The organism is Streptosporangium sp. NPDC048886 (assembly GCF_055586905.1).
In genome coordinates this window covers 238,394-262,145 of record NZ_JBVJHH010000004.1, presented here as the reverse complement: position 1 = coordinate 262,145, position 23,752 = coordinate 238,394, and the positions used below count along the sequence as shown (strand labels likewise).

The following is a 23,752-nucleotide window of genomic DNA, read 5'->3' as shown; positions in this document are numbered from 1 at the left end:
CTTGCGAACTCAAACGATAACGCACGGGCCTGCTCGAAGCTTCCCGATATCGGCACTTCCGGCGATCGGCGGAGCGCGGGAATCCCGAGGAAGGAGCCGGATGTTACGGGAGTGGTAAACATCACGGCGGGTCGTTTGCCGTTCTGTTATGGGAGACCTAAGCTGCCCGCACCGTTTACCACATTGGATACGGTCCGATCGAGCAAGGAGGCCGACATGGCCGCGACTGTACGCGCAGACGAGAGCGCGGTAGCGCCGTCAGAGGACAGTACCGTCGTCACCTGGTCGGCCAAGGAGCTCGCGGAGGTCCGCGAGCGGCTGGCCACGGAGATCGAGGAGCTGAACCAGGAGATCGCCAAGGCCGAGACCGAGATCGCGTCGAGCGATGTGACGGACGGTGCCGGAGACGACCAGGCGGACGCCGGGGCCCGCACGTATGAACGGGAACGCGAGATCGCCCTTACCCTGAATTCGCGCGACCTGGTCGCGCAGAACGAGCGGGCGATCGCCCGGATCGACGCGGGAACCTACGGAGTGTGCGAATCGTGCCACAAGCCGATCGGCAAGGAGCGCCTTCAGGCGTTCCCGAGGGCGACGCTGTGCGTGGCCTGCAAGCAGCGGGAGGAGCGCCGCTGACGGACGGCACCGTCGCCGGGGCGGTCGCGGCCGCCCCGGCCCGAGCGCGGCGGATCGCCGTCCTGGCGACGATCGTACCGATCGTCTACCTCCTCGACCTGATCACCAAGACGGTCGTGCTGAGGACCCTTGAGGGCAAGGAGCCGTTCGTCGTCATCCCCGGGCTGCTCCAGTTCCGGGTGATCTTCAACTCCGGGGCCGCGTTCAGCATCGGCACGGGCATGACGATCGTCTTCACGTTCGTCGCGGCCGGTGTGGTGATCGCCATCCTGCGCACCGCCCGCAACCTGCGCAGCCTGCCGTGGGCCGTCACGCTGGGGCTGATGCTCGGCGGGGCGCTCGGCAACCTGACCGACCGGCTCCTGCGCTGGCCCTCGGGCTTCGGGCGGCCCTCGCCGTTCCAGGGGCACGTGGTCGACTTCATCGAGACCTTCCCCGGCCACTTCCCGGTCTGGAACGTGGCGGACTCGGCGATCGTCTGCGGCGGCATCCTGGCCGTCTTCCTCGCCTGGCGGGGTTACCAGATCGACGGCACACGCGACACGGGGGAGCAGAAGAACAATGGCTGAGCAGCGGAGTCTCCCCGTCCCCGACGGGCTGGAGGGCGAGCGCCTCGACGCCGCCCTGTCCCGGCTGTTCGGGTTCTCACGGACCCGCGCGGCCGAGCTGATCGTCTCCGGCGACGTGCTGGTGGACGGCTCGACGGCGGCCAAGTCCGACCGGGTCCACGGGGGCGCGTGGCTGGAGGTCACCCTGCCGCCGCCGCCCACCGCGCCGATGCCGGTCGCGGAGCCGGTCCCCGGCATGAAGATCATTTATGAGGACGACGACATCGTGGTCGTCAACAAGCCCATCGGCGTGGCCGCCCACCCGACCACCGGCTGGACCGGGCCGACCGTGATCGGCGGCCTGCTCGGCACCGGGCACCGGGTGGCGACCAGCGGCGCCGCCGAGCGGCAGGGCATCGTGCACCGCCTGGACGCCAACACCACCGGCGCCATGGTCGTGGCCAAGAGCGAGCACGCCTACTCGAACCTGAAGCGGGCCTTCAAGGAGCGCACGGTCGACAAGCGCTACCACGCGCTGGTCCAGGGGCACCCCGACCCGCTGCGCGGCACCGTCGACGCGCCGATCGACCGCCATCCCTCCGGGGACGGCCGCTTCGCGGTCGTGGCCGGGGGCAAGGAGTCGGTCACCCACTACGACACGATCGAGGCGTTCCGGGCGGCGTCACTGCTGGACATCAAGCTGGAGACCGGCCGGACCCACCAGATCCGGGTCCACATGTCGGCGCTGCGTCACCCGTGCGTCGGTGACATGATGTACGGCGCGGACCCCACGCTGGCCGCGCGCCTGGGCGTGACCCGGCAGTGGCTGCACGCGGTCTCGCTGGCCTTCGAGCATCCCGCGACGGGTGAGTGGGTCTCCTTCACCACCGACTACCCGGACGACCTGGCCCACGCGCTGGAGGTCGTCGGCAGCGAGTCGTAGCGCCGCCCGCCGTAGCGCCGCCCGCCGTAGCGCCGCCCGTTGTGGTGGCGTCCGCGGTGGTGCTGTCCGCGGTGGTGCTGTCCGCGGTGGTGCTGTCCGCCGTGGTGGCGGCTACTTGTCCTTGGCGGCCTTCTTGGCGGCTTTGCCGCTGACCTTGCCGGGGGCGTCCGTCCCGCCCCCGAAGGCGACCTGCTCGGTCCCTTCCTGGCTCTGGTCCTGGGTGGCGTCGTCTCCGGAGGTGCCGCCGGAGCTCTCGCCCGCGCCGTCGCCGGGCCCCTGCCCCTGCTCCTGGCCGGAGCCGTCGTCGGGGGCGTCCTGGGAGTCCTTGCCGGGCTTCTTGCCGGAGTCCTGCTCGGAGTCCTTGCCCGAGTCGTCCTTGGAACCCTTGCCGGAGTCCTTGCCCGAGTCGTCCTTGGAGCCCTTCCCGGAGCCGTCCCCGGGCCTGTCCCCCGTCGGCCCGTCCGACGGGGAGGGGCTGCTCCGCCGGGGCTGCTCCGGAGTCGTGGGACGGGCGGAGGGCTGGTGGTGGCCGCTGCCCGTCCTGGCCGGTGAGGGTTTCTTCTCCGTGGGCAGTCTCGCCTGCTCGGTGTTCTTGTCCGGGGTGTCCTTCTCGGCGGGGACGCTCGCGGAGGTGGGCCCCTTCACCGGCTGCGTGGGAGCGGAGTTCAGGGCCACCCAGGCGGCCCCGCCCGAGGTCAGGACGGCGGCGACCGCCGTCGCCGCCAGGGCCGCGACGGCCGGCCGCCGCCGGCGCCTCCCGGCGGCCACCAGTGGATCGGGCCCCGGCGCGGGCGCCCCGGCCGGGACCGCGACCGGCGCTGCGGCCGGGGCGGGCGCCGGAGTCGGGGCCGGGGCCGGGGCCGGGAGCACGATCGGCATGGTGGGCTGCGGCTCGGTCCCGTTCACGATCGCCCGCAGGTGGATCTGCACCTCCTGGGCGGACATGCGCTGCGCCGGGTCCTTGCGGAGCAGACCGGAGATCACCGGCCCCAGCGACCCGGCGAACCTCAGCGGGGCCGGCTCCTCGTGCATGACCGCGCTGAGCGTCGCCAGCGGGTGGGCGCGTTCGAAGGGGGACCGTCCCTCGACCGCCATGTAGAGCGTCACGCCCAGCGACCACAGGTCGGAGGCGAACTCCGCCGGGCCCCCGCTCGCCCGCTCCGGCGCGATGAACGCCGGGGTGCCGATGAGGGCGCCGGTCCTGGTCACCGACGAGTCGCCCTCGAGCACCGCGATGCCGAAGTCGGTCAGCACCGCCCGCCCGTCCTTCGACAACAGCACGTTGTCGGGCTTGACGTCCCGGTGCAGCACACCCGCCTGGTGCGCGGCGAGCAGCGCGCCGAGCACCTCCAACCCGATCTGCGCCGTCCGCGCCGGCGGCAGCGGCCCGTCCTCCCGGACCACGGCCCCGAGCGTGCGGGAGTCCACGAGCTGCATCACGATCCACGGGCGCCCGTGCTCCTCGATCACGTCGTAGACCGTCGCGACGCCCGGATGGCCGATCCGCCCGGCGGCGCGGGCCTCCCTGAGCGTCCGTACGGTGAAGACCTCGCGTTCGGGACCGGTCAGGTCGGGAGAGGGGATGACCTCCTTGACCGCCACGTCCCTGCCGAGCACCTCGTCCCGCGCCCGCCAGACCGTGCCCATCCCTCCTCGGCCGATGTGTTCCAGCAGCCGGTACCGAGCGCCGATGATCCCCTGAGAGTCGGTCATGAGCTGCCGAGTACCCAGGATTTGCTCTGACATTCCGGACGCTTTACGCAGACACCCCCAGTGATCCACAATCGACCACGGATCTGCCGTCATGTCAGGCGGTCTCCGCCGAGATCAGCTCAGGACATGACGCAGCGCGGCCGTGACGACGGCCGCCGTCGCGAGTACCACCAGGAAGGGCGCGCGCAGCAGCAGCGCCGCCACGGCCGCCCCCAGCCCGGCGGTGCGGGGCAGGTCGAAGTGCAGTTGCTGCCCGTGCGCGAAGGTCTGCACCGCGATCAGCGCGGCCAGCAGAGCCACCGGGACCAACGCTGCGAAACGCTGCACGGTCGGATGGTCGAGCACCTGGCGCGGAGCCGACAGCCCGGCGAGCTTCAGCGCGTAGCAGCCCGCGCAGGTGATCACGATCGCCCACCAGACAGTCACTTCGGCCTCCTCAGGATCACGGCGAGCACGGCGACCGCCGCGATCAGCACGGGCACGCCCGGCGGGGTGAACGGCGTCGTGGCCAGCGCGATCGCCGCACCGCCGCCGGCGATCAGCCGCAGCGCGCGGGTCTCCGGGCCGCCGCCGGTGAGCCGGGGCCACAGGATGGCCACGAACGTCGCCGGGCCCACCGCGTCCAGGCCGAACACCGCCGGGTCGGTCACCTGGGAGGCGCCCGCCGCGCCGAGCAGGGTGGTGACGTTCCACGTCAGGTAGAGGCTGACGAACGTGACGAGGAAACCGGTCCGGGCGGAGCGCCCGTCGGGCTGGGCCAGGGCCACCGCGGCCGTCTCGTCGATCACGCCGTGGGCCATCGGGAGCCTGCGCCAGCCCTGGGCCGCGAGCAGGTCGGACATGCGCAGGCCGTACAGGCCGTTGCGGACTCCCAGGAGCAGCGCGCCCGCGGTGCCCGCCACCAGGTTGCCGCCGCCGGCGACGACGCCGACCATGGCGAACTGCGAGGCGCCGGTGAAGGCGAACAGGCTCAGCACGCACGCCTGCGCGACGCTCAGGCCGGCGGTGACCGCGGCGGCGCCGAACGCCACTCCCGACAGTCCCACGGCGATCCCCACGCCCAGTCCGTCCCTGACCGCTGAGGAACGAGTGGTTGTATCCATGGGAACGAGGTTATGTCCGGTTTCTGACCCCGGTCTTGTACGTTCCTGCACGCTGGTAGGCCCCGGGCGGCACACCCACGATCCGCTTGAAGTGCCTGGTCAGGTGGGCCTGATCGGTGAAACCCACGTCGGTGGCGACCTGCGCGGCCGATGTGCCGGAGTCGAGCAGCCCTCGGGCCCGCCGGACCCGGAGCGTGTTGAGATAGGCGTGCGGGGGCAGGCCCGTGACCGCCTTGAAGGCCCGGATCAGAGCGAAGGGCTTCGCCTGTACGGCCCGCGCCAGGTCCTCCAGCGTGGGCGGGTCGACGAGCCGTTCGTGCAGGATCTCCCGCGCCCGCCGTACGGCCCGGTCCTCCCTGGCGGGCCGTGCGTCCGCCGTACGGCGGACGGCGTGCTGCCTGAGCAGGGCGCCGAAGGCCGTGCGGGCGAGCGTGGAGGAGGCCAGGCCGTCGCCGTGCTCGGCGGCGTCGTGCGCGGCCCGCAGCAGCGCGGTGGCGTGCGGGTGGGAGACGACGGGCTCGGGGAAGTGCGGCGTGCCGCGCCCGGCCGCCAGCTCCGCGGCGATGTCCGCCATGACCTCGATCGACGGGTAGAGCATCCGGTAGGCCCAGCCGCCGGGCTCGCCCGCCTGGCCGGTGTGCACGTGCTCGGGGTTGACCAGGACCAGGTTGCCCGCACCCGCGCGGTGCCGGGCGCCCCGGTAGTCGAACTCCTCGACCCCGGACAGGATCACCCCGATCGCGTAGCCGTCGTGCACGTGCCGGGAGAACCGGTGGGTGACGTACCTGGCCTTGAGCAGGTCCACCCCCGGCAGCCCCGGACTGCGCCAGAAGCGCGCCGCCTCCCGCTCGGTCACGGCCGGAAGGTCTCGGTGAACCTGTCGAAGAACGTCCGGTTCGACCTGCCGTCGTCGGGGCCCTCCCAGTAGATCGCGTACGGACGGCCCGTAGACGTGCGGAAGCCCCGGTCCAGGACGCGCATCCTGACCTTGTCCTTCAGGTAGGTGAACTCCCAGTCGGCGGCCGGCAGGCCGCGGTATCTCAGCGCGGTGATGCCGATCCGCTCGTAGCCCGGCCAGACGTTCTTGGCCAGCCCGCCTTTCTCCACCTTCTCCCAGTGCCTGACCGGGTCCTTCTCGGGGTCCTCGGTCGACTCGATCCACAGGAAGCCGTTTCTGCCGGGAGGCCGGAACTCGACCCTGTCGCGGCCGGAGAACCGCTTGACGGCCCAGTCCCTGGGGATCGCGACGGTGAAGCCCAGCGGGTCGCGGTGGAGCCGCCAGCCCGCCGGGAGCGCCTGGGACGGGCGGCCGGACGGGGTGGGGGTCGCACGGGGCGTCTTGGAGGGCTCGGCCGGGGTGGTCGGCCCGGTGGTGACCGCGGCCGTGGCCGTCGGCGTGGGCGATGCCGTGCCGTCCTGGCCCCGGAGCACCAGCCAGCCTCCCACCCCGAGTGTGACCGCGAGCGCGGGCACCCCGGCGGCGAGCGCCATCCGCGCCGCCCGCGGCCGCCGCGCCGCGGGGGCGGGCGGGGCGGCGGCGGGCCGCTCCTCGTGCGGCCACCGCCCCGGATACGCCGGATCGTCGAGGTAGGGCTGCCCGGCGTGGGTGGGGGCGTCGCGGTGCGACGGCCAGGCCCGGCCGTCCGGGTGGGGCGGCTGCCCGGCGAGGGTGGGCTCGCCGCGGTGAGGCGGCTGCTCCGCGGGCGTGGAGCCGCTCCGGTGGGACGGCCACGCCGGGTCGCCCGCGTGGTGCAGCGGGTCGCCGGGGTGGTGCGGCTGGTCTCCCGGACGTGACGGCTGTCCGGCGTGCCACGGCGGCCATCCGCCCGGTGCCGCTCCCGCCGGATACGGCGGCTGCCCTCCGTGCGGGCGCTGCGCGCCGTACGGAGGACCGCCGTGGTGCGCCGGGCCGTCCGGAGGGAAGGGGTGCGCCGGATGGGACGGCCGGTCGGAGCGGTGCCCCGCGTCGGCGTGCGTGGGGACGGGGCCGGGGTGGCCGGAGTAGGGGGACGCCGGGCCGGGATAGGAGGATGGCGTGTCGGCGTGCGCGGACGCCGGGCCGGGGTGCCCGGTGGCCGGGCCCGCGGCCGCGCGGGTGAGCAGGGGCGTGGCCTGCTCGGCGGTCATCCGGGTGGCGGGGTCCTTGGCCATCAGGCCGAGGATGGCGACGGCCAGGGGACCGCTGTGCGCCATGGGGCTGGGCTCGCCGTGGAGGACGGCCATCATCGTCGCCGCGGCCGTGGCCCGCTCGAACGGCGGACGCCCCTCCAGGGCCGCGTACAGCGTCGCCCCGAGGGACCACAGGTCCGACTCGGGGGTGGCCGCCAGCCCGTGGAGCCGTTCCGGGGGCAGGAAGGCGGGGGTGCCGACCATCGCGCCCGTCCGGGTGATCCCGGTCTCCTGCGTCATCGAGGCGATCCCGAAGTCGGTCAGCACGACCCGGCCGTCGTCGGCCAGCAGCACGTTCTCCGGCTTGACGTCCCGGTGCAGCACTCCGGCGGCGTGCGCGGCCAGCAGGGCGCCCAGCACCTGCAGCCCGACCGAGGCCACCCGCTCGGGCGTCAGCGGCCCCTCCGCGCGGACGACCTCGCCCAGCGAGCGCGACCGGACCATCTGCATGACGATCCAGGGCCGGCCCTCCTCCTCGACCACGTCGTGCACGATGATCACGGACGGGTGGTCGAGCCGCCCGGCGGTCCGGGCCTCCCGGATCGTCCGCCGGTTCAGGTCCGTGCGCGCGGCCTCGTCGACCCCGCGGTAGCGGACCTCCTTGACCGCCACGACCCGGTCGAGAAGCTCGTCGTGGGCACGCCAGACGACGCCCATCCCGCCCTCGCCGATGGGTTCGAGCAGGCGATACCGGCCCGCCACCTTCCGTTCGGTCATTCTCCTCGCCCCTCCCAAACCCACGAATCGTAGCCGGTCGGGGCGGGTCTCACTTTTTCGACGAGAAGGTCTGAGCGAATCCCTCGAAAAGGTGCATGTTCTTCTTCCAGTCCTCGGCCGGGGTGTGCCAGTAGATCGCGTAGCCCCGGCCGCCCTTGGTCACGAACCCCCGGTTGAGCACCCGGGCCTTGCCCGAGCTCGTGTTCCAGGTGAACTCCCAGTCGGCGGCCTTCTCCATGTAGTCGACCTTCTCGATCCGGATCCGCTCGTAGCCGGGGAAGTTCCCCCGGCTGGCCCGCTCTCCGTTGTACCAGTCCTGCTTCGGGTCGGGACCGGCCTTGTCGACGTATTCGACGAACACGAAGCTCCTGCGGTCGGACCCGCGGAACCAGACCTGCTGGCCCGGGCGCTTGTCCACCTTCCAGCCCTTGGGCAGGCCGATGGAGAAGCCGTTGCCGTCCTTGTGCATGTGCCAGCCGTCGGGGAGCTTCGACTTGTCCTTCTCCTTCTCCTTGTCCTTCTCCTCGGTCTTGGCGGGACTGGGGGCGGGACTTTCGGAGACGGAGGGGGTGGCCTCCGCTGTCGCCTTGGCCGTTCCCGCCGCCGTGGTCGGCCTGCCCGCGTGCGGGGTCGGCGAGGCGTCCGACTCGCGGCTGCGCATCCCCAGCCAGCCGGCGACCGCGCCGACGACCAGGACCGCGGGCACGATCACCAGCAGGCCCCGTTTGACCTGCGACCGGGGGCCTCGCGAGAACATCGTCGGCGAGGTGGAGCGGTAACTCTCCATCGGCGTGGAGGCCGGTGCGGGCCGGGAGGCGGTGCCGGGCTCCCGGCGTGCCGGCGGGACGGGCGCGACCGGCTCGGGCCTGGGCGCGGGGACCGGCTCGGGCGCGGGTTCCGGCCGTGCCGGCGGGAAGGGCTCGCGTCTCGTCTGGGGGGCCGGTCGGGAGACGGGCCTGGGGGCGGGCTTGGGAGCCGGTGTGGGGACGGGCTTGGGAGCCGGCGTGGGGGCGGGCTCCTGCCGCACTTTCGCGGCGGGCTCGCGCGGTGCCGGCGCGGCGGGCGGCGAGCCCTTGGCGGGGGCCGGCACGGCGGGCTCCAGCTTCACCCCGGTCGCGGGGAAGCCCTCGGGCTCGTATCTGATCCCGGGGTCGGTCTCGGCCGTCGCCGAGGTGGTCACGGCGGGCATGACGGCGGTCTTGGCGGGCTTGGGGGTCCGCTGCCGGCCGCCCTCGGCCACCTCGCGCAGCAGGCGCGCGGCCTCGTCGTAGGACATGCGCTGGGCCGGGTCCTTGCGCAGCAGCCCGTCGAGCACCGTGGTCAGCAGCCGTCCCGCGCGGACCGGGGGCTCCGGCTCGTCGTTCAGCACGGCGTGCATGGTCGGCAGCGCCCCGCCCCGCTCGTGCGGCGGCTTGCCCTCCACGGCCGCGTACAGCGTCGCCCCGAGGGACCACAGGTCCGACTCGCGCTGCGCGCTGGCCCCCTTGATCCGCTCCGGCGGGATGAACGCGGGCGTGCCCGCGATCCCGGTCATGGTCAGCGCGGTCTCGGCCTCCAGCGTCGCGATGCCGAAGTCGGTCAGCACCACCCGGCCGTCGTCGGCCAGCAGCACGTTCTCCGGCTTGACGTCCCGGTGCAGCACCCCCTGCGCGTGCGCGGCGCGCAGCGCCTCCAGCACCTGGAGCCCGATCTCGGCCACCCGCTCGGGCCGCAGCGGCCCGTCCTGGCGCAGGACCTTGCCGAGCGAGCGGGACTCCACGAGCTGCATGACGATCCAGGGGCGCCCGTCCTCCTCGACCACGTCGTGGACGACCACCACGTTCGGGTGCGTCAGCCGACCGGCGGCCCGCGCCTCGCGCTTGGTGCGCCGGTTGAAGTCTTCCTGGTTGTCCTCGCCGAGCATGTCGGCGTAGCGGACCTCCTTGACCGCGACCTCCCGGTCGAGGAGCTCGTCGTGGGCCCGCCAGACGATGCCCATGCCACCCCGGCCGATGGGCTCGCGCAGGTGGTAGCGGGCGGCAATGCGACGTCCCTCAGAAGACTGTGCTTCGGCCATCAACCGCACCTACCCCTTTCTAAACCCCCGAATACTCTCATAGGCCGGGAAGGGTGATCGACTCTCGCGAGACCCGGGTGTCCACGATTCGAGACGTGCTGTCCAACAGGTGGCGCCCGGTGGGGAGATGGCCTATCGTCGATCCCATGACTTGCTATTTCGCGTTTATCGAGCCGGCTCCGGAGGGCCGGTCGTGACAGTGTGATCTAGCGACCACCCGGAGCCGGCACGAGGCAGAGACACGTTCTCTGCCTTTTTTGTTTCTTACGATTCGCCGGCTCGCGGATGTGCGCCGGCTGAGCATGAGGAGCCGAGATGTCGTTGTTGACCGCACACCTGGAGCGCGGAGCCGTGAAGCTGGGGACGCTCACGGTGGGGGCCGGACCGGCAGTGGTGATCGGCGGCCCGGGGGCGGACGCCCGCTGGATCAGCCTGCGCGACCACCACGGACGGGTGCCGGCGGCCGAGGCCGTGGCGGCGGTCCGCGCCGAGTGGGCCGGGCCGATCCTGGTGGAGCCGTTCTCGGCGGGAGACCTGCCGGAGATCCTCGCCGACGCCGACGGCGTGGTGGTCGGCGCGGCCTGGATGCAGGACTTCCAGCTCGTCCGCGCGGTCGCCCGGCTGGGCCTGCCCGTGGTCGTCCAGCGCGGCCCGGCCGCGACCCTGGAGGAGTGGCTGGCCATCGCCGACTACTGTGTGGCCGAGGGCAACGACCGGGTCGTGCTCTGCGAGAGCGGCAGCCGCACCCACCTGGCCGGGGTGACCCTCGACCTGACCCTGATGCGCGCCGCCCGGGAGAGGTCCGGCCGCCCCGTGCTGGCCGACCTCGGCGGGGATCCCGCGCTGGCCGCCGCGGCGGTCGCCGCCGGGGCCGACGGCCTGCTCCTGGCCCCCGACGCCGCCGAGCGGGCCGTCCTCGCCGCCCAGGAGGCCGTGCGGATCGTCGGCGCGCTCACCCGCCGCGAGACCCCCGACTCCGTCCTGGCCGCCCGGGGCGCCGTCGACCGCGTCGACGCGGCCCTGGCCGTCCTGCTCGAACGCCGCGCCGAGCTCGCCGGGGTCATCCAGAGCCTCAAGCCCGTCGGCGGTTTCGCCGGCCGCGACATGGACCGCGAGCGCCGCCTGGTCGCCGAGATGGCCCGCCGCGCCCCCACCCTGGGCGAGGCGCGGCTGGCGCCCATCATGAACGCCGTGATCGAGGCGGGGCTGCACCTGGCCGAGGAGCGCAGGGCGGCCGGTCGGGACTGACCCCGTGCCCGCCGCGGGCCCGACGGCGGCCGCGCGGCGCCGGGCGCCCGCGCCGCGGCGCGCCCGGACGCCGTCAGTCGAAGAGCATCTCGGTGCCGCGGCGTGCGTCGACGATCCGCCAGCCCGCCGCGATGGCGGCGGCCAGCAGCGGGACGCAGAAGAAGGCGATGCGCTGGTCGGCGTCGGCGAACGGCATGAGCAGCACCACCAGCGCGAGGAAGGCCAGGGTGGACCAGCCGGTGTACGGTGCGCCCGGCATCCGGAAGGCGGGGCGTTCGAGCAGGCCCCGCTCGGCGGCGCGGCGCAGCCGGATCTGGCAGAAGACCAGGGTGCCCCAGGTGGTGATCACGCCCAGGGAGGCGATCGCGGTGGCGATGTTGAAGGCCCGCTCCGGCACGTAGTAGTAGAGGACGACCCCGGCGACGAACACCGCCGCCGTGAGGAGGATGCCCCCGTAGGGGACCTGGCGGGAGCTGAGCAGCCCGGCGAAGGCGGGGGCCTCGCCCTTGACGGCCATGGCGCGCAGGATCCGGCCGGTGGAGTAGAGGCCGGAGTTGCACGACGACAGGGCCGCGGTGATGACGATCAGGTTCATGGCGTCGGCGGCCCAGGGGACGCCGAGCGCGGCGAAGACCGTCACGAACGGGGACTGGGCCGGGCCGTAGGCGGTCCACGGCAGGACCATCGCCAGCAGCAGGACGGAGCCGACGTAGAAGATCATGATCCGCCAGATCACGCCGTTGATCGCCCTGGGCAGCACCTCCCTGGCGTTCTTCGTCTCTCCCGCGGCGATGCCGACCAGCTCGATCGAGGAGTAGGCGAAGATCACCGACTGGAGGCTCATCAGCACCACCGGGAACCCGTTGGGGGCGAAGCCGCCGTGGGCGGCGAGGTTGCCCACCCCCGCGGTGCTGCCGCCCAGGCCCATCCCGAAGATCACCAGCACCAGCCCGGTCACCAGGAACGCGCAGATCGCCAGGACCTTGAGCAGCGCGAACCAGAACTCCAGCTCGCCGAACAGGCGCACCGACAGCAGGTTGACGGCCAGCACGAACGCCAACGCGATGAGGGCGGTGAGCCATCGGGGGAACTGCGGGGCCCACAGGTGCACGTAGATGGAGATCGCGGTCAGCTCGGCGATGCCGGTGAAGGCCCAGTTGATCCAGTACATCCAGCCGCTGGCGAAGGCCGCCCACGGTCCGACGAAGTCGGCGGCGTAGTCTACGAATGAGCCCGAGGTCGGCTTGTAGAGGACCAGCTCGCCCAGGGCCCGCATGACGAAGAAGGCCGCGAGCCCGGCGGCCGCGTACGACAGCACCAGCGCCGGACCGGCGGCCTGGAGCCGTCCGCCGGACCCGAGGAACAGCCCGACGCCGATCGCGCCGCCGATCGCGATCATCTGCACCTGGCGGTTGCCGAGCGCGTGGCTGTAGCCCTCGTCGGTCTTCACGCGTTCCCCCTGTGTGCCCGCCCCGGAAACATCATTACCCAAAGTAGCCGATCGTCACTCCGGGTGCTCGACGGCAGGCGCTGCGAAAGGTGGCGAAGTGTGTGGCCACGGGGGGCCACAGCGGGGGGCAAACACGCGTAGGCTTCCCACGCCGACACGCGACTAGGGGGAGGAACGAGGCCGCATGTCCGACTCGTTTGTGCATCTTCACGTTCACACCGAGTACTCCATGCTCGATGGGGCCGCTCGCCTGAAGCAGATGTTCAAACAGGTCGGCGACCTGGGCATGCCCGCCATCGCGATCACCGACCACGGCAACATGCACGGTGCCTACGACTTCTACAAGCAGGCCACCGGGGCCGGGATCAAGCCGGTCATCGGCATCGAGGCCTACGTCGCCCCCGCCTCCCGGCACCAGAAGAAGCCGGTGCTGTGGGGCGAGCCGCACCAGAAGCGGGACGACGTGTCGGCGGGTGGCTACTACACCCACATGACGATCTGGGCGAAGAACGCCAAGGGTCTGAGCAACCTGATGAAGCTCTCCTCGCGCGCCTACACCGAGGGCTTCGTGCGCAAGTGGGCCCGGATGGACGCCGAGACCCTCGCCGAGCACGCCGAGGGGCTGATGGCCACGACCGGCTGCCCGTCGGGCGAGGTGCAGACCCGGCTGCGCCTGGGCCAGTACGACGAGGCGCTCGCGGCGGCGGCGAAGTTCCAGGAGCTGTTCGGCAAGGACAACTACTACCTGGAGATCATGGACCACGGGCTCGACATCGAGCGCCGGGTCCGCGACGGCCTGACCCGCATCTCCCGGGAGCTCGACATCCCGCCGCTGGTCACCAACGACTCCCACTACACCTACGAGTCGGACGCGACCTCCCACGACGCGCTGCTGTGCATCCAGACCGGCAAGCAGCTGTCCGACCCCGAGCGGTTCCGCTTCGACGGCAGCGGCTACTACATCAAGTCCGCCGACGAGATGCGCGCGGTCGACTCCTCCGACCTGTGGGCCGAGGGCTGCCGCAACACGCTGCTGGTCGCCGAGAAGGTCGACCCGACCGGCATGTTCGGCTTCAAGAACCTGATGCCGACCTTCCCGGTGCCCGAGGGGGAGACCGAGGAGAGCTGGTTCCGCAAGGAGATCCAGCGGGGCATGGAGCGCCGCTTCCCCCAGGGCATCGACGACGAGCACCGCAGGCAGATCGACTTCGAGATGGACGTCATCCTGCAGATGGGGTTCCCCTCCTACTTCCTCGTGGTCGCCGACTTCATCATGTGGGCCAAGAACAACGGCATCCGGGTCGGTCCGGGCCGTGGCTCGGCGGCCGGCTCGCTGGCGGCGTACGCGCTGGGCATCACCGACCTCGACCCGCTGCCGCACGGCCTGATCTTCGAGCGGTTCCTCAACCCCGACCGCGTCTCCATGCCCGACGTCGACATCGACTTCGACGAGCGCCGGCGCGGCGACGTGATCCGCTACGTGACCGAGAAGTACGGCGCCGACAAGGTCGCCATGATCGCCACCTTCGGCACCATCAAGGCGAAGGCGGCCATCAAGGACGCCGCCCGCGTCCTCGGCCACCCGTACGCGCTGGGCGACAAGGTCTCCAAGGCGTTCCCGCCCGCGGTGATGGGCAAGGACATCCCGCTGTCGGGCATCTTCGACAAGGACCACCCGCGCTACAACGAGGCCGGTGAGCTGCGCAAGCTGTACGACGAGGACGTCGACGTCAAGTCGGCCATCGACCTGGGCAGGGGCCTGGAGGGCCTGATCCGGCAGACCGGCGTGCACGCCGCCGGCGTGATCATGTCCTCGGAGGTGCTGACCGACTACATCCCGATCATGCGCCGCGACTCCGACGGCGTGATCATCACGCAGTTCGACTACCCGACCTGCGAGACGCTCGGCCTGCTCAAGATGGACTTCCTGGGCCTGCGCAACCTCACGATCATCGACGACTGCCTGAACGCCATCGAGGCCAACACCGGCACCAAGATCGACCTGCTCGACCTGCCCCTCGACGACGCCAAGACCTACGAGCTGCTGGCCCGCGGTGACACCCTGGGCGTGTTCCAGGTCGACGGCGGCGGCATGCGCTCGCTGCTGCGGTTGATGCGTCCCGACAACTTCGAGGACATCTCGGCGGCGCTCGCGCTCTACCGGCCGGGCCCGATGGGAGCCAACTCCCACACCAACTACGCGATGCGCAAGAACGGCCAGCAGGAGATCACCCCGATCCATCCCGAGCTGGAGGAACCGCTCAAGGAGATCCTCGACACGACCTACGGTCTGATCGTCTACCAGGAGCAGGTCATGGCCATCGCGCAGAAGGTCGCCGGGTTCTCCCTCGGCAAGGCCGACCTGCTGCGCCGCGCGATGGGCAAGAAGAAGAAGTCGGAGCTGGACAAGCAGTACGAGTTCTTCGAGCAGGGCATGAAGGACAACGGCTACTCGGCCGCCGCGATCAAGGCCCTGTGGGACATCCTGCTCCCCTTCTCCGACTACGCCTTCAACAAGGCCCACACCGCCGCCTACGGCCTGGTCTGCTACTGGACCGGCTACCTCAAGGCCAACTACCCGGCCGAGTACATGGCCGGCCTGCTGACCTCGGTCAAGGACGACAAGGACAAGTCGGCCCTCTACCTCAACGAGTGCCGGCGCATGGGCATCAAGGTGCTCCCGCCGGATGTCAACGACTCCGACTTCGACTTCACCCCGCGCGGCACCGACGTCCGGTTCGGCCTGTCGGCCATCCGCAACGTCGGCGGCAACGTGGTCGACGGGATCATCGCCGCGCGCAAGGAGAAGACCCGCTTCGCCGACTTCAAGGACTTCCTGCGCAAGGTCCCGATGGTGGTCTGCAACAAGCGGGTCATCGAGTCGCTGATCAAGGCGGGGGCCTTCGACTCGTTCGCGCACGAGCGCAAGGGCCTGGTGATGGTCCACGAGCAGGCCGTCGACAGCATCATCGGCATCAAGAAGAACGAGGCGCAGGGACAGGACTCCCTGTTCGGGGCCATCGAGGGCGCCGAGGACCAGACCTTCGACGTGCAGATCCCGCCCGGCGAGTGGGACAAGACCACCCTGCTCCAGTTCGAGCGGGAGATGCTCGGCCTCTACGTCTCCGACCACCCGCTCTTCGGCGTGGAGCACATCCTCGCCTCCGGCGCCGACTGTTCGGTCGCCGCGCTCCAGGACGAGAACCGCCCCGACGGCCAGATCGTCACGGTGGGCGGCATCCTGAGCGGCGTCCAGCGCAAGGTCACCAAGAAGGGCGACACCTGGGTCCTGACCATGCTGGAGGACCTGGAGGGCGCCATCGAGGTGATGATCTTCCCCTCGGCGTACCAGCTCTGCGCGACAGTCCTGGCCGAGGACGCCATCGTCTTCGTCAAGGGCCGCCTGGACAAGCGCGAGGACGTCGGGAAGATCATCGCCATGGAGGTGACCGCCCCCGACCTGACGCGCGAGAGCGGCGGCCCCCTAGCGGTCAGCCTCCCCCTCACCCGCTGCACCCCTCCGGTGGTCGGCCGCCTCAAGGAGGTCCTGACCGCCCACCCCGGCACCACCGAGGTCCACCTCCAGGTGCACAACGGCCCGAAGACCACCGTCGTCCGCCTGGACGACCGCCTGCGGGTGGCGCCCTCCCCGGCGCTGATGGGCGACCTGAAGCAGCTGCTGGGCCCCGCCTGCCTGGGGGCCTGAGCCCGGAGACCGGCCGCCCCGGCCGGTGCGGGGGACCGGCCGCGACCGGTCTCCCTCACCGCCCGGCGGGCGCGAGCCGGCGGCGCCGTACCGCTGCCAGGACGGCCCCGGCCGCCGCGGCCGCGGTGGTGATCAGGAAAGCCGCCCGGAAGCTCCCGTCGTCCGGCGACGCGCCGAGCACGAGCGTGAGGACGGCGACCGTCACGGCCGCCGAGAGATACTGGGAGGTCGTCAGCAGCGCTCCGGCGGTGCCCTGGTGCTCGGAAGGCACGTCCCGGGTGCCGATGACGAACATCGAGGTGTAGATGACCCCGTGCCCGAAGCCGCTGGCGATCAGTCCGCCGAGCAGGTCGGCGACGTAGGAGTCTCCGTGCAGGGCGAAGGAGAGCCAGCCGAGACCGGCGGCGGCCGTGCCGAATCCGCCGGCGAGCACGGCCGGAGCGCTGAACCTCCGGACCGCGCGGCCGGCCGCCATGCTCCCGACGGTGACCATGACGGCGAGCGGCAGGAAGGCGAGTCCCGCCTGCAACGGCGGGTAGCCCTTCGTGGACTGCAGGAGAAGGGTCACGAGGTAGAACTCCGAGCCCACGCTCGCCATGTAGAGCGCGGTCGCCGCCGCCCCCGTCCGGAGCGATCGGGTCCGCCGCAGGACCGGCTCGATCAGGACGCCCCGCGGCCTGTTCTCGTTCAGCGCGAACCCGAGGGACAGCAGCAGGGCGAGGCCGAGCGAGACGAGCGCCGGCGCCGAGTCCCAGCCCTGGTCGGCGCTGAGGGTGAGTCCCACGACCAGGCAGAGCATGGCGCCGGTGCCGAGGACGGAGGCGAGCACCGGGATCCGGTCCGTGCGGTCCCGGTCGTGGGTCCGGCCGAACCACCTGGCCGCCCCCAGCGCGCACAGCAGCGTCAGCGGGACGTTGATGAAGAACGTCAGCCGCCACGACACCGTGGTGAGCAGGCCGCCGAGGACGACGCCGACGGCGAGCCCCGACGCGCCGACCGCGCCCCATACCGCCAGGGCCCTGCTCCGGGACGGCCCCGCCGGGAAGGTCGTCCCGATGAGACCGAGGACGGCCGGCTGCAGCAGCGCCGTGCAGAACCCCTGCGCGCCACGTGCGAGCAGCAGGGCCGTCCCGTCCTGGGCCGCGCCGCCGACGACGCTCGCGGCACCGAAGAGGGTGACCGCGACGATGAGGAGCCGCCTGGCCCCCACCCGGTCGGTGAGGCGGCCCCCGACCATCAGGAACCCCGCGAACAGGACCGCGTAGGCGCTGACCACCCACTGGGCGACGGCCGGGGTGAGGTACAGGTCACGGGCGAGGCTGGGCAGGGCGACATAGACGATCGAGTAGTCGAGGGCGATGAGGAACTGCGCCACCGAGAGCACGGCGAGGGCCGCCGGGCTGCGGACCGTCGCCGGATCGGTGGAGGTCGGCGCGTTGTTCACGGGATTTCCTGTCATGGATGCACGGACTGTCGTCGACACGAGAGACGGCGTCTCGCACGTCATGACGGGATCATCAAGGTTCACATTAATGTGAAGGTCAAGTCCCGACGTCCAGGACCGGAATCGAGAGTGGTCACATGCGCATCGGCGAGCTCTCCCGGCGTACCGACACCCCGACGAGGCTCCTGCGCTACTACGAGGAGCAGGGGCTCATCACCCCGGCCCGGCGGGAGAACGGCTACCGGGACTACGGCGAGTGCCTGGTCGACCGGGTCCAGCAGATCCGCGGCCTGCTCGACGTCGGCCTGCCCACCCGGGTCATCCGCCAGATCCTGCCGTTCCTGGACAGGCCGTGCACGATCCTGTTCTCGGACGCCACGCCCGAGCTGCTCGCGCTCCTGGAGCAGGAGCGTGACCGCATGGACGAGCGCATCGCCTGCCTGGCCAGGAACCGCGACGCCATCACCGCCTACCTCGAGGCCGTACGCGCCGAGGGCTGAGCGCCACCCGTCCGGGCGTCCGCGGGGCGCGTTCCCGGCGGGGGTGTTTCCGGAGGACGGCTGGAGAAGAGTTAGGAAACCTTCCTAACTTCCGTTGACACCGTACTGGCCGCTTGCCAGGATGCCGGTGAGCGGCTTGGCACGGCGTCCCCCGGGGGACGTGACGTGCTCAGTAAGAGATGTGCTGCCCCGGCCGCGTGTCGCACGGCGCCGTGGTTCGGCGCCGTGACCCTCTCCTCTCACCCCTCGGGAGACAGCCTGTGTCTTCAACGACGTCCCGTCCCGCCCCCCGCCTCCTCTTACCGGCCCTCGTAGCGGTCGCCGCCCTTCTCGCGGGCGTCCTCGTCGCCGCCGGCCGCGCCGAAGCGGCCGAGACCCTGCTGTCGCAGGGCAAGCCCGCCGCCTCCTCGTCCAAGGAGGGCTCCTCCTACAGCTCGGGCAAGGCGGTCGACGGCGACCTCACCTCGACCCGCTGGGCCTCCCTGGAGGGCAGCGACCCGCAGTGGATCCGCGTCGACCTGGGCGCGGTCACCCCGATCTCCCGGGTCAAGCTGTTCTGGGAGGCCGCCTACGGCAAGGCCTACAAGATCCAGGTCTCCGCGGACGCCGCGAGCTGGACGACCGTCTACTCCACCACCAGCGGCGACGGCGGCCAGGACGACCTGACGGGCCTGTCGGGCTCGGGCCGCTACGTGCGCATGTACGGCACGGCCCGGGGCACCGAGTACGGCTACTCCCTGTACGAGTTCCAGGTGTTCGGCGGCGGCACCGCCACGCCCAGCCCCACCCCGACGGTGACCCCCACCGTGCCCCCGGGCGACACCTTCGTCGTCGCGGCCGCCGGTGACATCGCTGCCCAGTGCACCGCGAGCTCCAGCTCCTGCGCCCACCCCAAGACGGCGGCGCAGGTCCAGGCGATGAACCCCGAGTTCGTCATCACCATGGGCGACAACCAGTACGACGACGCCCGGCTCTCGGACTTCCAGAACTACTACGACAAGACCTGGGGCAAGTTCAAGAGCAAGACGCGCCCGGTCGCCGGCAACCACGAGACCTACGACCCGGCCGGCACCTACGCCGGGTACAAGGGCTACTTCGGCTCCATCGCCACCCCGCAGGGCAAGACCTACTACAGCTACGACCGGGGCAACTGGCACTTCATCGCCCTCGACTCCAACTACTTCGACCAGACGGCCCAGATCAACTGGCTCAAGGCCGACCTGGCCGCCAACACCAAGGGTTGCGTCGCCGCCTACTGGCACCACCCGCTGTTCAGCTCCGGCGAGCACGGCAACGACCCGGTGAGCAAGCCGGTCTGGAAGATCCTCTATGACGCCCGGGCCGACCTGGTGCTCAACGGCCACGACCACCACTACGAGCGGTTCGCCCCGCAGAACCCCGACGCCCAGGCCGACCCCGAGGGCATCGTGGAGATCCTCGGCGGCATGGGCGGCGCCTCGCCGTACAACATCGAGAACGTCCAGCCCAACAGCCTGAAGCGGCTGCAGGACATCTACGGAGTGCTCAAGCTGAAGTTCGGCCCCGACTCCTTCTCCTCGCAGCTCATCGGGACCGACGGCGCGGTCAAGGACAGCAGCCCCACCTACACCTGCCACTAGATGTACATCTCGGCAAGCCGGGCCGCGGACGGAGCACGCCCGCGGTCCCGGCTCTCCTTCGCGGTCCCCGGGAACGTGCTCGCGCTCGGGGCGGTCAGCCTGGTCACCGACATCTCCTCGGAGATGGTCACGGCCGTGCTCCCGCTCTACCTGACGCTCTCCCTCGGGCTCAACCTGCTGCAGTTCGGCCTGCTGGACGGGCTCTCCTTCGGGGTGACCGCACTGGTCCGCCTGGCCGGCGGCAACCTCGCCGACCGGTGGCGGCGGCGCAAGCTGGTCGCCGGCCTCGGATACGGCCTGTCGGCGCTGTGCAGGCTCGCCCTGCTCGCGGTCGGCGGCTCCGTCACGGCGCTGGGCGCGGTGATCGCCGCGGACCGGACGGGCAAGGGGCTGCGCACGGCCCCGCGGGACGCGCTGATCTCGCTGAGCGTCCCGCCGGACGGCCTCGGGCAGGCGTTCGGCGTGCACCGGGCCATGGACACCTTCGGCGCGCTGCTCGGCCCGCTGGTGGCCTTCGCCGTCCTGACGGGCACCGGCGGAGCCTATGACGCGGTGTTCGTGGTCAGCTTCTGCGTGGCGGTGCTCGGCGTGCTGCTGCTGGTCATGTACGTCCGCGACCCGCGGCCGCCGCTGCCGGGCCCGCGCCCGGCGACCTCGCCGCGCGCGGTGGCCGGGCTGCTGCGCGAGGCGGCGTTCCGGCGGGTGTGCGTGGTGGCCGCGCTCCTCGGGCTGGTCACGCTCAGCGACGCCTTCGTCTACCTGCTCTTGCAGAAGCGCGGCGGGTTCGGCGCCGAATACTTCCCGCTGCTGCCCCTGGGCACGGCCGCCGCCTACCTGCTGCTGGCCGTGCCCGTCGGGCGGCTGGCCGACCGGCTGGGCCGCGTGCCGGTCTTCCTGGCCGGGCACGTGGCGCTGATCGCCGCCTACCTGGTGCTGATCGGACCGGGATGGCTCGTCGCCGTGCTGGTCCTGCAGGGGGCCTTCTACGCCGCCACCGACGGCGTGCTGATGGCCGTGGCGGGTCCGATGCTCCCGGCCCACCTGCGCACCAGCGGCCTGGCCCTGCTCCAGACCGGCCAGGCGGGCGCCCGGCTGCTCTCCTCGATCCTGTTCGGCGCCGTCTGGACGGTGTGGGGGAGCGCCCAGGGGCTCGCCGTCATGGCCGCCGGGCTCGCGGTGTGCCTGCTGGGCGCCTGGTCCGTCGTGCGGAGGCACGCGTGACACCGCCGATGACATGGGCGCCGGGCGCCGAGGAGGAGGCCATGACCATGACGGTGACGGTGACGCGGGCATCCGGTCCCCGGCCGGTGCCGGGGAGGCGTCCATGACCCCGGTACGGCGCCTGCTGGTGCTGCTGGCCGCCCTTGCCGTCCTCGGCGGGACGGCGGCCGGCTACGCGGCCTGGGCCGCGCGCCGCGACCCCGTCCCGGCCCAGGCGGGGCAGGCGGGGCAGGGCGGCGTGCTCCGTCCCGGGCAGCTGATGTTCCGCTCGGCGGCCGGCCGGGTCGCCGCGGTGCCGCTGGCGGACACCTCCGCCGCGCCCACCGGCAGCAGCCTGGCCTGCGACCGCTTCTCCACGGGCGGCGGGACCTCGATCTGCCTGGTGGCCCGGCCGGGGCCGGTGGCCACCACGCACGCGGTGATCCTCGACCGCTCGATGCGGGAGACGCGCCGGATCAAGCTGGCCGGCATCCCGAACCGGGCCAGGATGTCGCAGAGCGGCCGGATGGCGTCGTGGACCGTGTTCGTCACCGGAGACTCCTACAGCGAGGGAGGGTTCTCCACCTGGACCGGAATCCTGGACACCCGCACCGGCTACGCCGTGACCAACATCGAGGACATCCCGCTGACCCTGAACGGCCGCCGCTACCACGCCCCCGACGTGAACTACTGGGGCGTGACCTTCGCCGCCGACGACAACCGGTTCTACGCGACGGTGGCCACCGGCGGGAAGACCTACCTCGTGGAGGGCGACTACGGCAGGTGGCAGGCCCGGACGCTGCGGGAGAACGCCGAGTGCCCGTCGCTGTCGCCCGACGGGACGCGCCTGGTGTTCAAGAAGCGGGTCTCGGCCGACCCCGCCCGGATGTGGCGGCTCCACCTGCTGGACCTGGCCACCATGCGGGAGACGCCGCTGGCCGAGCGGGCCAGCGTCGACGACCAGGTGGCGTGGCTCGACGGGCGCACGGTGATGTACGGCAGGGCAGGCGACGTCTGGTCGGTGCCCGCCGACGGCTCCGGCGCCCCCGCCCGGCTGGTACGCGGGGCTTCCTCCCCGGTGGCCGTCCGGTGACGGCCGTCATGCCGGCCGGATGACGGTTGTCATACGACATCGAGGCGGCTTCGTCCCGGCGGATGAAGGGCCGGATCATCCAGAGAGAGGAGGGAGGGCCGGGACCGGATTGCGATGATCATCATGTCGTATTTTTTCCGGATCTGAGGAGCTGACAGGCGATGCCTCTCGCGCGACCCCACCACCGTGGACGGACGATCGCCGGACTAGGGCTGAGCGCGGTGCTCGTGACCTGGGCCGCCGCGCCCGCCACCTGGGCCGCCGTGCCCACCACGCCCGCCGCGACGGCCGCGAAGGCCGGCCCCCCGGCCGGACTCGACCGGGAGGCGCTCCGGCGCGGCCTCGACGCGATCCGCGAGGCCGGGATGTACGGCGCCTACTCCGCCGTGCGGGACGCCGGCGCGGACTGGAGCGGGGCGGCCGGGGTCGCCGACGTGCGCACCAAGCGGCCGGTCCGCCCCGGGATGCTCCACCGGGTCGGCAGCATCACCAAGACCTTCACGGCGGTCGCGATCCTCCAGCAGGTCGAGCGGGGGCGGATCGAGCTGGACGCGCCCGTCGCGCGCTACCTGCCCGAGCTGATCCCGGGGGAGCGCGGCCAGAAGGTCACGGTGCGGATGCTGCTCAACCACACCAGCGGCATCGGCGACTACGTCCTCGGCGCCTTCCCCTCCCTCCAGCAGGGCTCCACCGCCAGCCTGGACGACAACCGCTTGCGCGCCTTCTCCCCCGAGGAGCTGGTGAGGTTCGGCCTGGAGGCGCCGTCCACGGGGGAGCCGGGCCAGAACTGGTCCTACTCCAACACCAACTACATCATCGCCGGCCTGCTGCTGGAGAAGGCGACCGGCACCGCCGCCGAGCCGTACATCACCCGGCACGTGATCCGCAGGGCCGGGCTGCGTGACACCTCCTTCCCGCGCACGCCGCTGATCCCCGGGCCACACTCCAGGGCCTACGAGTCGTTCTACGGCTACATCGACCCGCCGCGCGACTACAGCGTCTACGACATGTCCTGGGCGGGCACGGCGGGCGCGGTCGTCTCGACGATGGACGACCTCAACCGGTTCTACCGGGCGCTGCTGGGCGGCAGGCTCCTCGGCCCCGCGCAGCTCGCCCAGATGCAGACCACGGTGCCGGTCACCGACGGCCAGGGCGACGTCCTGATGAACTACGGGCTTGGCCTCTACGCCCAGGATCTGCCGTGCGGCCGGTTCTGGGGCCACGACGGAGGGGTGTTCGGGATGGGCACGTTCTCGCTGTCCAGCCCGGACGGCCGCCGCCAGCTCTCCTTGGGGATAAACCTGATGAAGTACCAGCGGTTCGACGAGAACGGCGTTCTCCAGCCCCACGCGATCGACCTCGCGCTCGGGGACCACATGCTCCAGGCCCTGTGCGGGCCCGCCGCGCCCCTGGCGAAGGGCGGGCGGCCGCTCACGCCCTTCCCGACCCAGCAGGTCCTGGTCAAGAGATAACCGCCCGCTCCCGCGATCGGCCCGCCGGCCGGCTCAGGGGCCCGGCCCCGCCGGTGCGCGGGGCGCGTCCTCGCCGGCGGGGCCGCGCTGAGCCTCCCGTTCCCGTACGAGCGGGTGCCGTACGGGAACGGGAAC

The 23,752-nt window shown here is 72.0% G+C and carries 18 protein-coding genes and 1 pseudogene; 11 read left to right on the top strand and 8 right to left on the bottom strand.

The window, feature by feature from the left end; translation table 11 throughout:
* Nucleotides 1-216 precede the first annotated feature (216 nt).
* From ACZ6R6_RS06935 to ACZ6R6_RS06925, 3 genes are read left to right on the top strand one after another with little or no spacing between them, the layout of a single operon-like run.
* Entirely contained in the window at nt 217-636 is a 420-nt protein-coding gene (locus tag ACZ6R6_RS06935; RefSeq protein ID WP_306857779.1) for a TraR/DksA family transcriptional regulator, read from the top strand.
* Nucleotides 600-1,205, top strand: a complete 606-nt coding sequence (locus ACZ6R6_RS06930) for a signal peptidase II (RefSeq protein ID WP_470090827.1) — start codon at nt 600-602, stop codon at nt 1,203-1,205. The genes ACZ6R6_RS06935 and ACZ6R6_RS06930 overlap by 37 nt, the downstream gene beginning before the upstream one ends.
* A complete protein-coding gene (locus tag ACZ6R6_RS06925; protein ID WP_470090825.1) occupies nt 1,198-2,127 on the top strand; it encodes an RluA family pseudouridine synthase in 930 nt (309 codons plus the stop codon). Before ACZ6R6_RS06930 ends, ACZ6R6_RS06925 begins: the two co-directional genes overlap by 8 nt.
* Nucleotides 2,128-2,238: 111 nt before the next feature.
* On the opposite strand, the gene ACZ6R6_RS06920 is transcribed toward ACZ6R6_RS06925, so the two are convergent.
* The 6 genes from ACZ6R6_RS06920 to ACZ6R6_RS06895 all read right to left on the bottom strand — a co-directional run bounded on the left by ACZ6R6_RS06920 (nt 2,239) and on the right by ACZ6R6_RS06895 (nt 9,885).
* The gene (locus ACZ6R6_RS06920) at nt 2,239-3,840 is read right to left on the bottom strand and encodes a serine/threonine-protein kinase (RefSeq protein ID WP_470090824.1); all 1,602 of its coding nucleotides are present in this window, start codon (nt 3,838-3,840) and stop codon (nt 2,239-2,241) included.
* Between the two features lie 114 nt (nt 3,841-3,954).
* Nucleotides 3,955-4,266 (bottom strand): AzlD domain-containing protein, encoded by a 312-nt coding sequence (locus ACZ6R6_RS06915; RefSeq protein WP_470090823.1) that lies wholly within the window; start codon nt 4,264-4,266, stop codon nt 3,955-3,957.
* Nucleotides 4,263-4,943, bottom strand: a complete 681-nt coding sequence (locus ACZ6R6_RS06910) for an AzlC family ABC transporter permease (protein ID WP_470090821.1) — start codon at nt 4,941-4,943, stop codon at nt 4,263-4,265. Before ACZ6R6_RS06910 ends, ACZ6R6_RS06915 begins: the two co-directional genes overlap by 4 nt.
* A 10-nt stretch (nt 4,944-4,953) precedes the next feature.
* Complete coding sequence (locus tag ACZ6R6_RS06905; protein WP_470090820.1) at nt 4,954-5,799, bottom strand: AraC family transcriptional regulator; 846 nt, start codon at nt 5,797-5,799, stop codon at nt 4,954-4,956.
* Nucleotides 5,796-7,829, bottom strand: a complete 2,034-nt coding sequence (locus ACZ6R6_RS06900) for a serine/threonine-protein kinase (RefSeq protein ID WP_470090819.1) — start codon at nt 7,827-7,829, stop codon at nt 5,796-5,798. The genes ACZ6R6_RS06905 and ACZ6R6_RS06900 overlap by 4 nt, the downstream gene beginning before the upstream one ends.
* Before the next feature lie 49 nt (nt 7,830-7,878).
* Nucleotides 7,879-9,885, bottom strand: coding sequence for a serine/threonine-protein kinase (locus ACZ6R6_RS06895; protein WP_470090817.1), 2,007 nt, complete (start codon nt 9,883-9,885; stop codon nt 7,879-7,881).
* A gap of 315 nt (nt 9,886-10,200) precedes the next feature.
* Between ACZ6R6_RS06895 and ACZ6R6_RS06890 the strand changes: the two are divergent.
* A pseudogene (locus ACZ6R6_RS06890) lies at nt 10,201-10,701 on the top strand (hypothetical protein); the annotation flags it as partial.
* A gap of 123 nt (nt 10,702-10,824) precedes the next feature.
* Nucleotides 10,825-11,133, top strand: coding sequence for a chorismate mutase (locus ACZ6R6_RS06885; RefSeq protein ID WP_470090891.1), 309 nt, complete (start codon nt 10,825-10,827; stop codon nt 11,131-11,133).
* 73 nt (nt 11,134-11,206) lie between these two features.
* Here the strand turns inward: ACZ6R6_RS06885 and ACZ6R6_RS06880 are convergent, their stop codons facing one another.
* Nucleotides 11,207-12,583, bottom strand: a complete 1,377-nt coding sequence (locus ACZ6R6_RS06880) for an amino acid permease (RefSeq protein ID WP_470090816.1) — start codon at nt 12,581-12,583, stop codon at nt 11,207-11,209.
* Between the two features lie 184 nt (nt 12,584-12,767).
* On the opposite strand from ACZ6R6_RS06880, the gene dnaE reads away from it, so the two are divergent.
* On the top strand, nt 12,768-16,289 hold the full coding sequence (dnaE, locus tag ACZ6R6_RS06875) for a DNA polymerase III subunit alpha (protein ID WP_470090815.1): 3,522 nt from the start codon (nt 12,768-12,770) through the stop codon (nt 16,287-16,289).
* Nucleotides 16,290-16,344: 55 nt separating this feature from the next.
* Here the strand turns inward: dnaE and ACZ6R6_RS06870 are convergent, their stop codons facing one another.
* Complete coding sequence (locus tag ACZ6R6_RS06870; RefSeq protein ID WP_470090813.1) at nt 16,345-17,733, bottom strand: MFS transporter; 1,389 nt, start codon at nt 17,731-17,733, stop codon at nt 16,345-16,347.
* A gap of 137 nt (nt 17,734-17,870) precedes the next feature.
* Here ACZ6R6_RS06870 and ACZ6R6_RS06865 point away from each other — a divergent pair, with 137 nt between their 5' ends.
* The 5 genes from ACZ6R6_RS06865 (at nt 17,871) to ACZ6R6_RS06845 (ending at nt 23,617) form a co-directional block, all read left to right on the top strand.
* Nucleotides 17,871-18,233, top strand: coding sequence for a MerR family transcriptional regulator (locus ACZ6R6_RS06865; protein ID WP_470090812.1), 363 nt, complete (start codon nt 17,871-17,873; stop codon nt 18,231-18,233).
* Between the two features lie 260 nt (nt 18,234-18,493).
* Nucleotides 18,494-19,852 carry a discoidin domain-containing protein gene (locus ACZ6R6_RS06860; RefSeq protein ID WP_470090810.1) on the top strand — a complete coding sequence of 453 codons (1,359 nt, stop codon included), beginning with the start codon at nt 18,494-18,496 and terminating at the stop codon, nt 19,850-19,852.
* The gene (locus ACZ6R6_RS06855) at nt 19,853-21,073 is read left to right on the top strand and encodes an MFS transporter (RefSeq protein WP_470090809.1); all 1,221 of its coding nucleotides are present in this window, start codon (nt 19,853-19,855) and stop codon (nt 21,071-21,073) included. It abuts the gene before it with no gap.
* A 103-nt stretch (nt 21,074-21,176) separates the two neighbouring features.
* Nucleotides 21,177-22,145: a TolB family protein gene (locus ACZ6R6_RS06850; protein WP_470090807.1), complete on the top strand. Its 969-nt coding sequence runs from the start codon at nt 21,177-21,179 to the stop codon at nt 22,143-22,145.
* A 161-nt stretch (nt 22,146-22,306) separates the two neighbouring features.
* Entirely contained in the window at nt 22,307-23,617 is a 1,311-nt protein-coding gene (locus tag ACZ6R6_RS06845) for a serine hydrolase domain-containing protein (RefSeq protein ID WP_470090805.1), read from the top strand.
* Nucleotides 23,618-23,752: the final 135 nt, after the last annotated feature.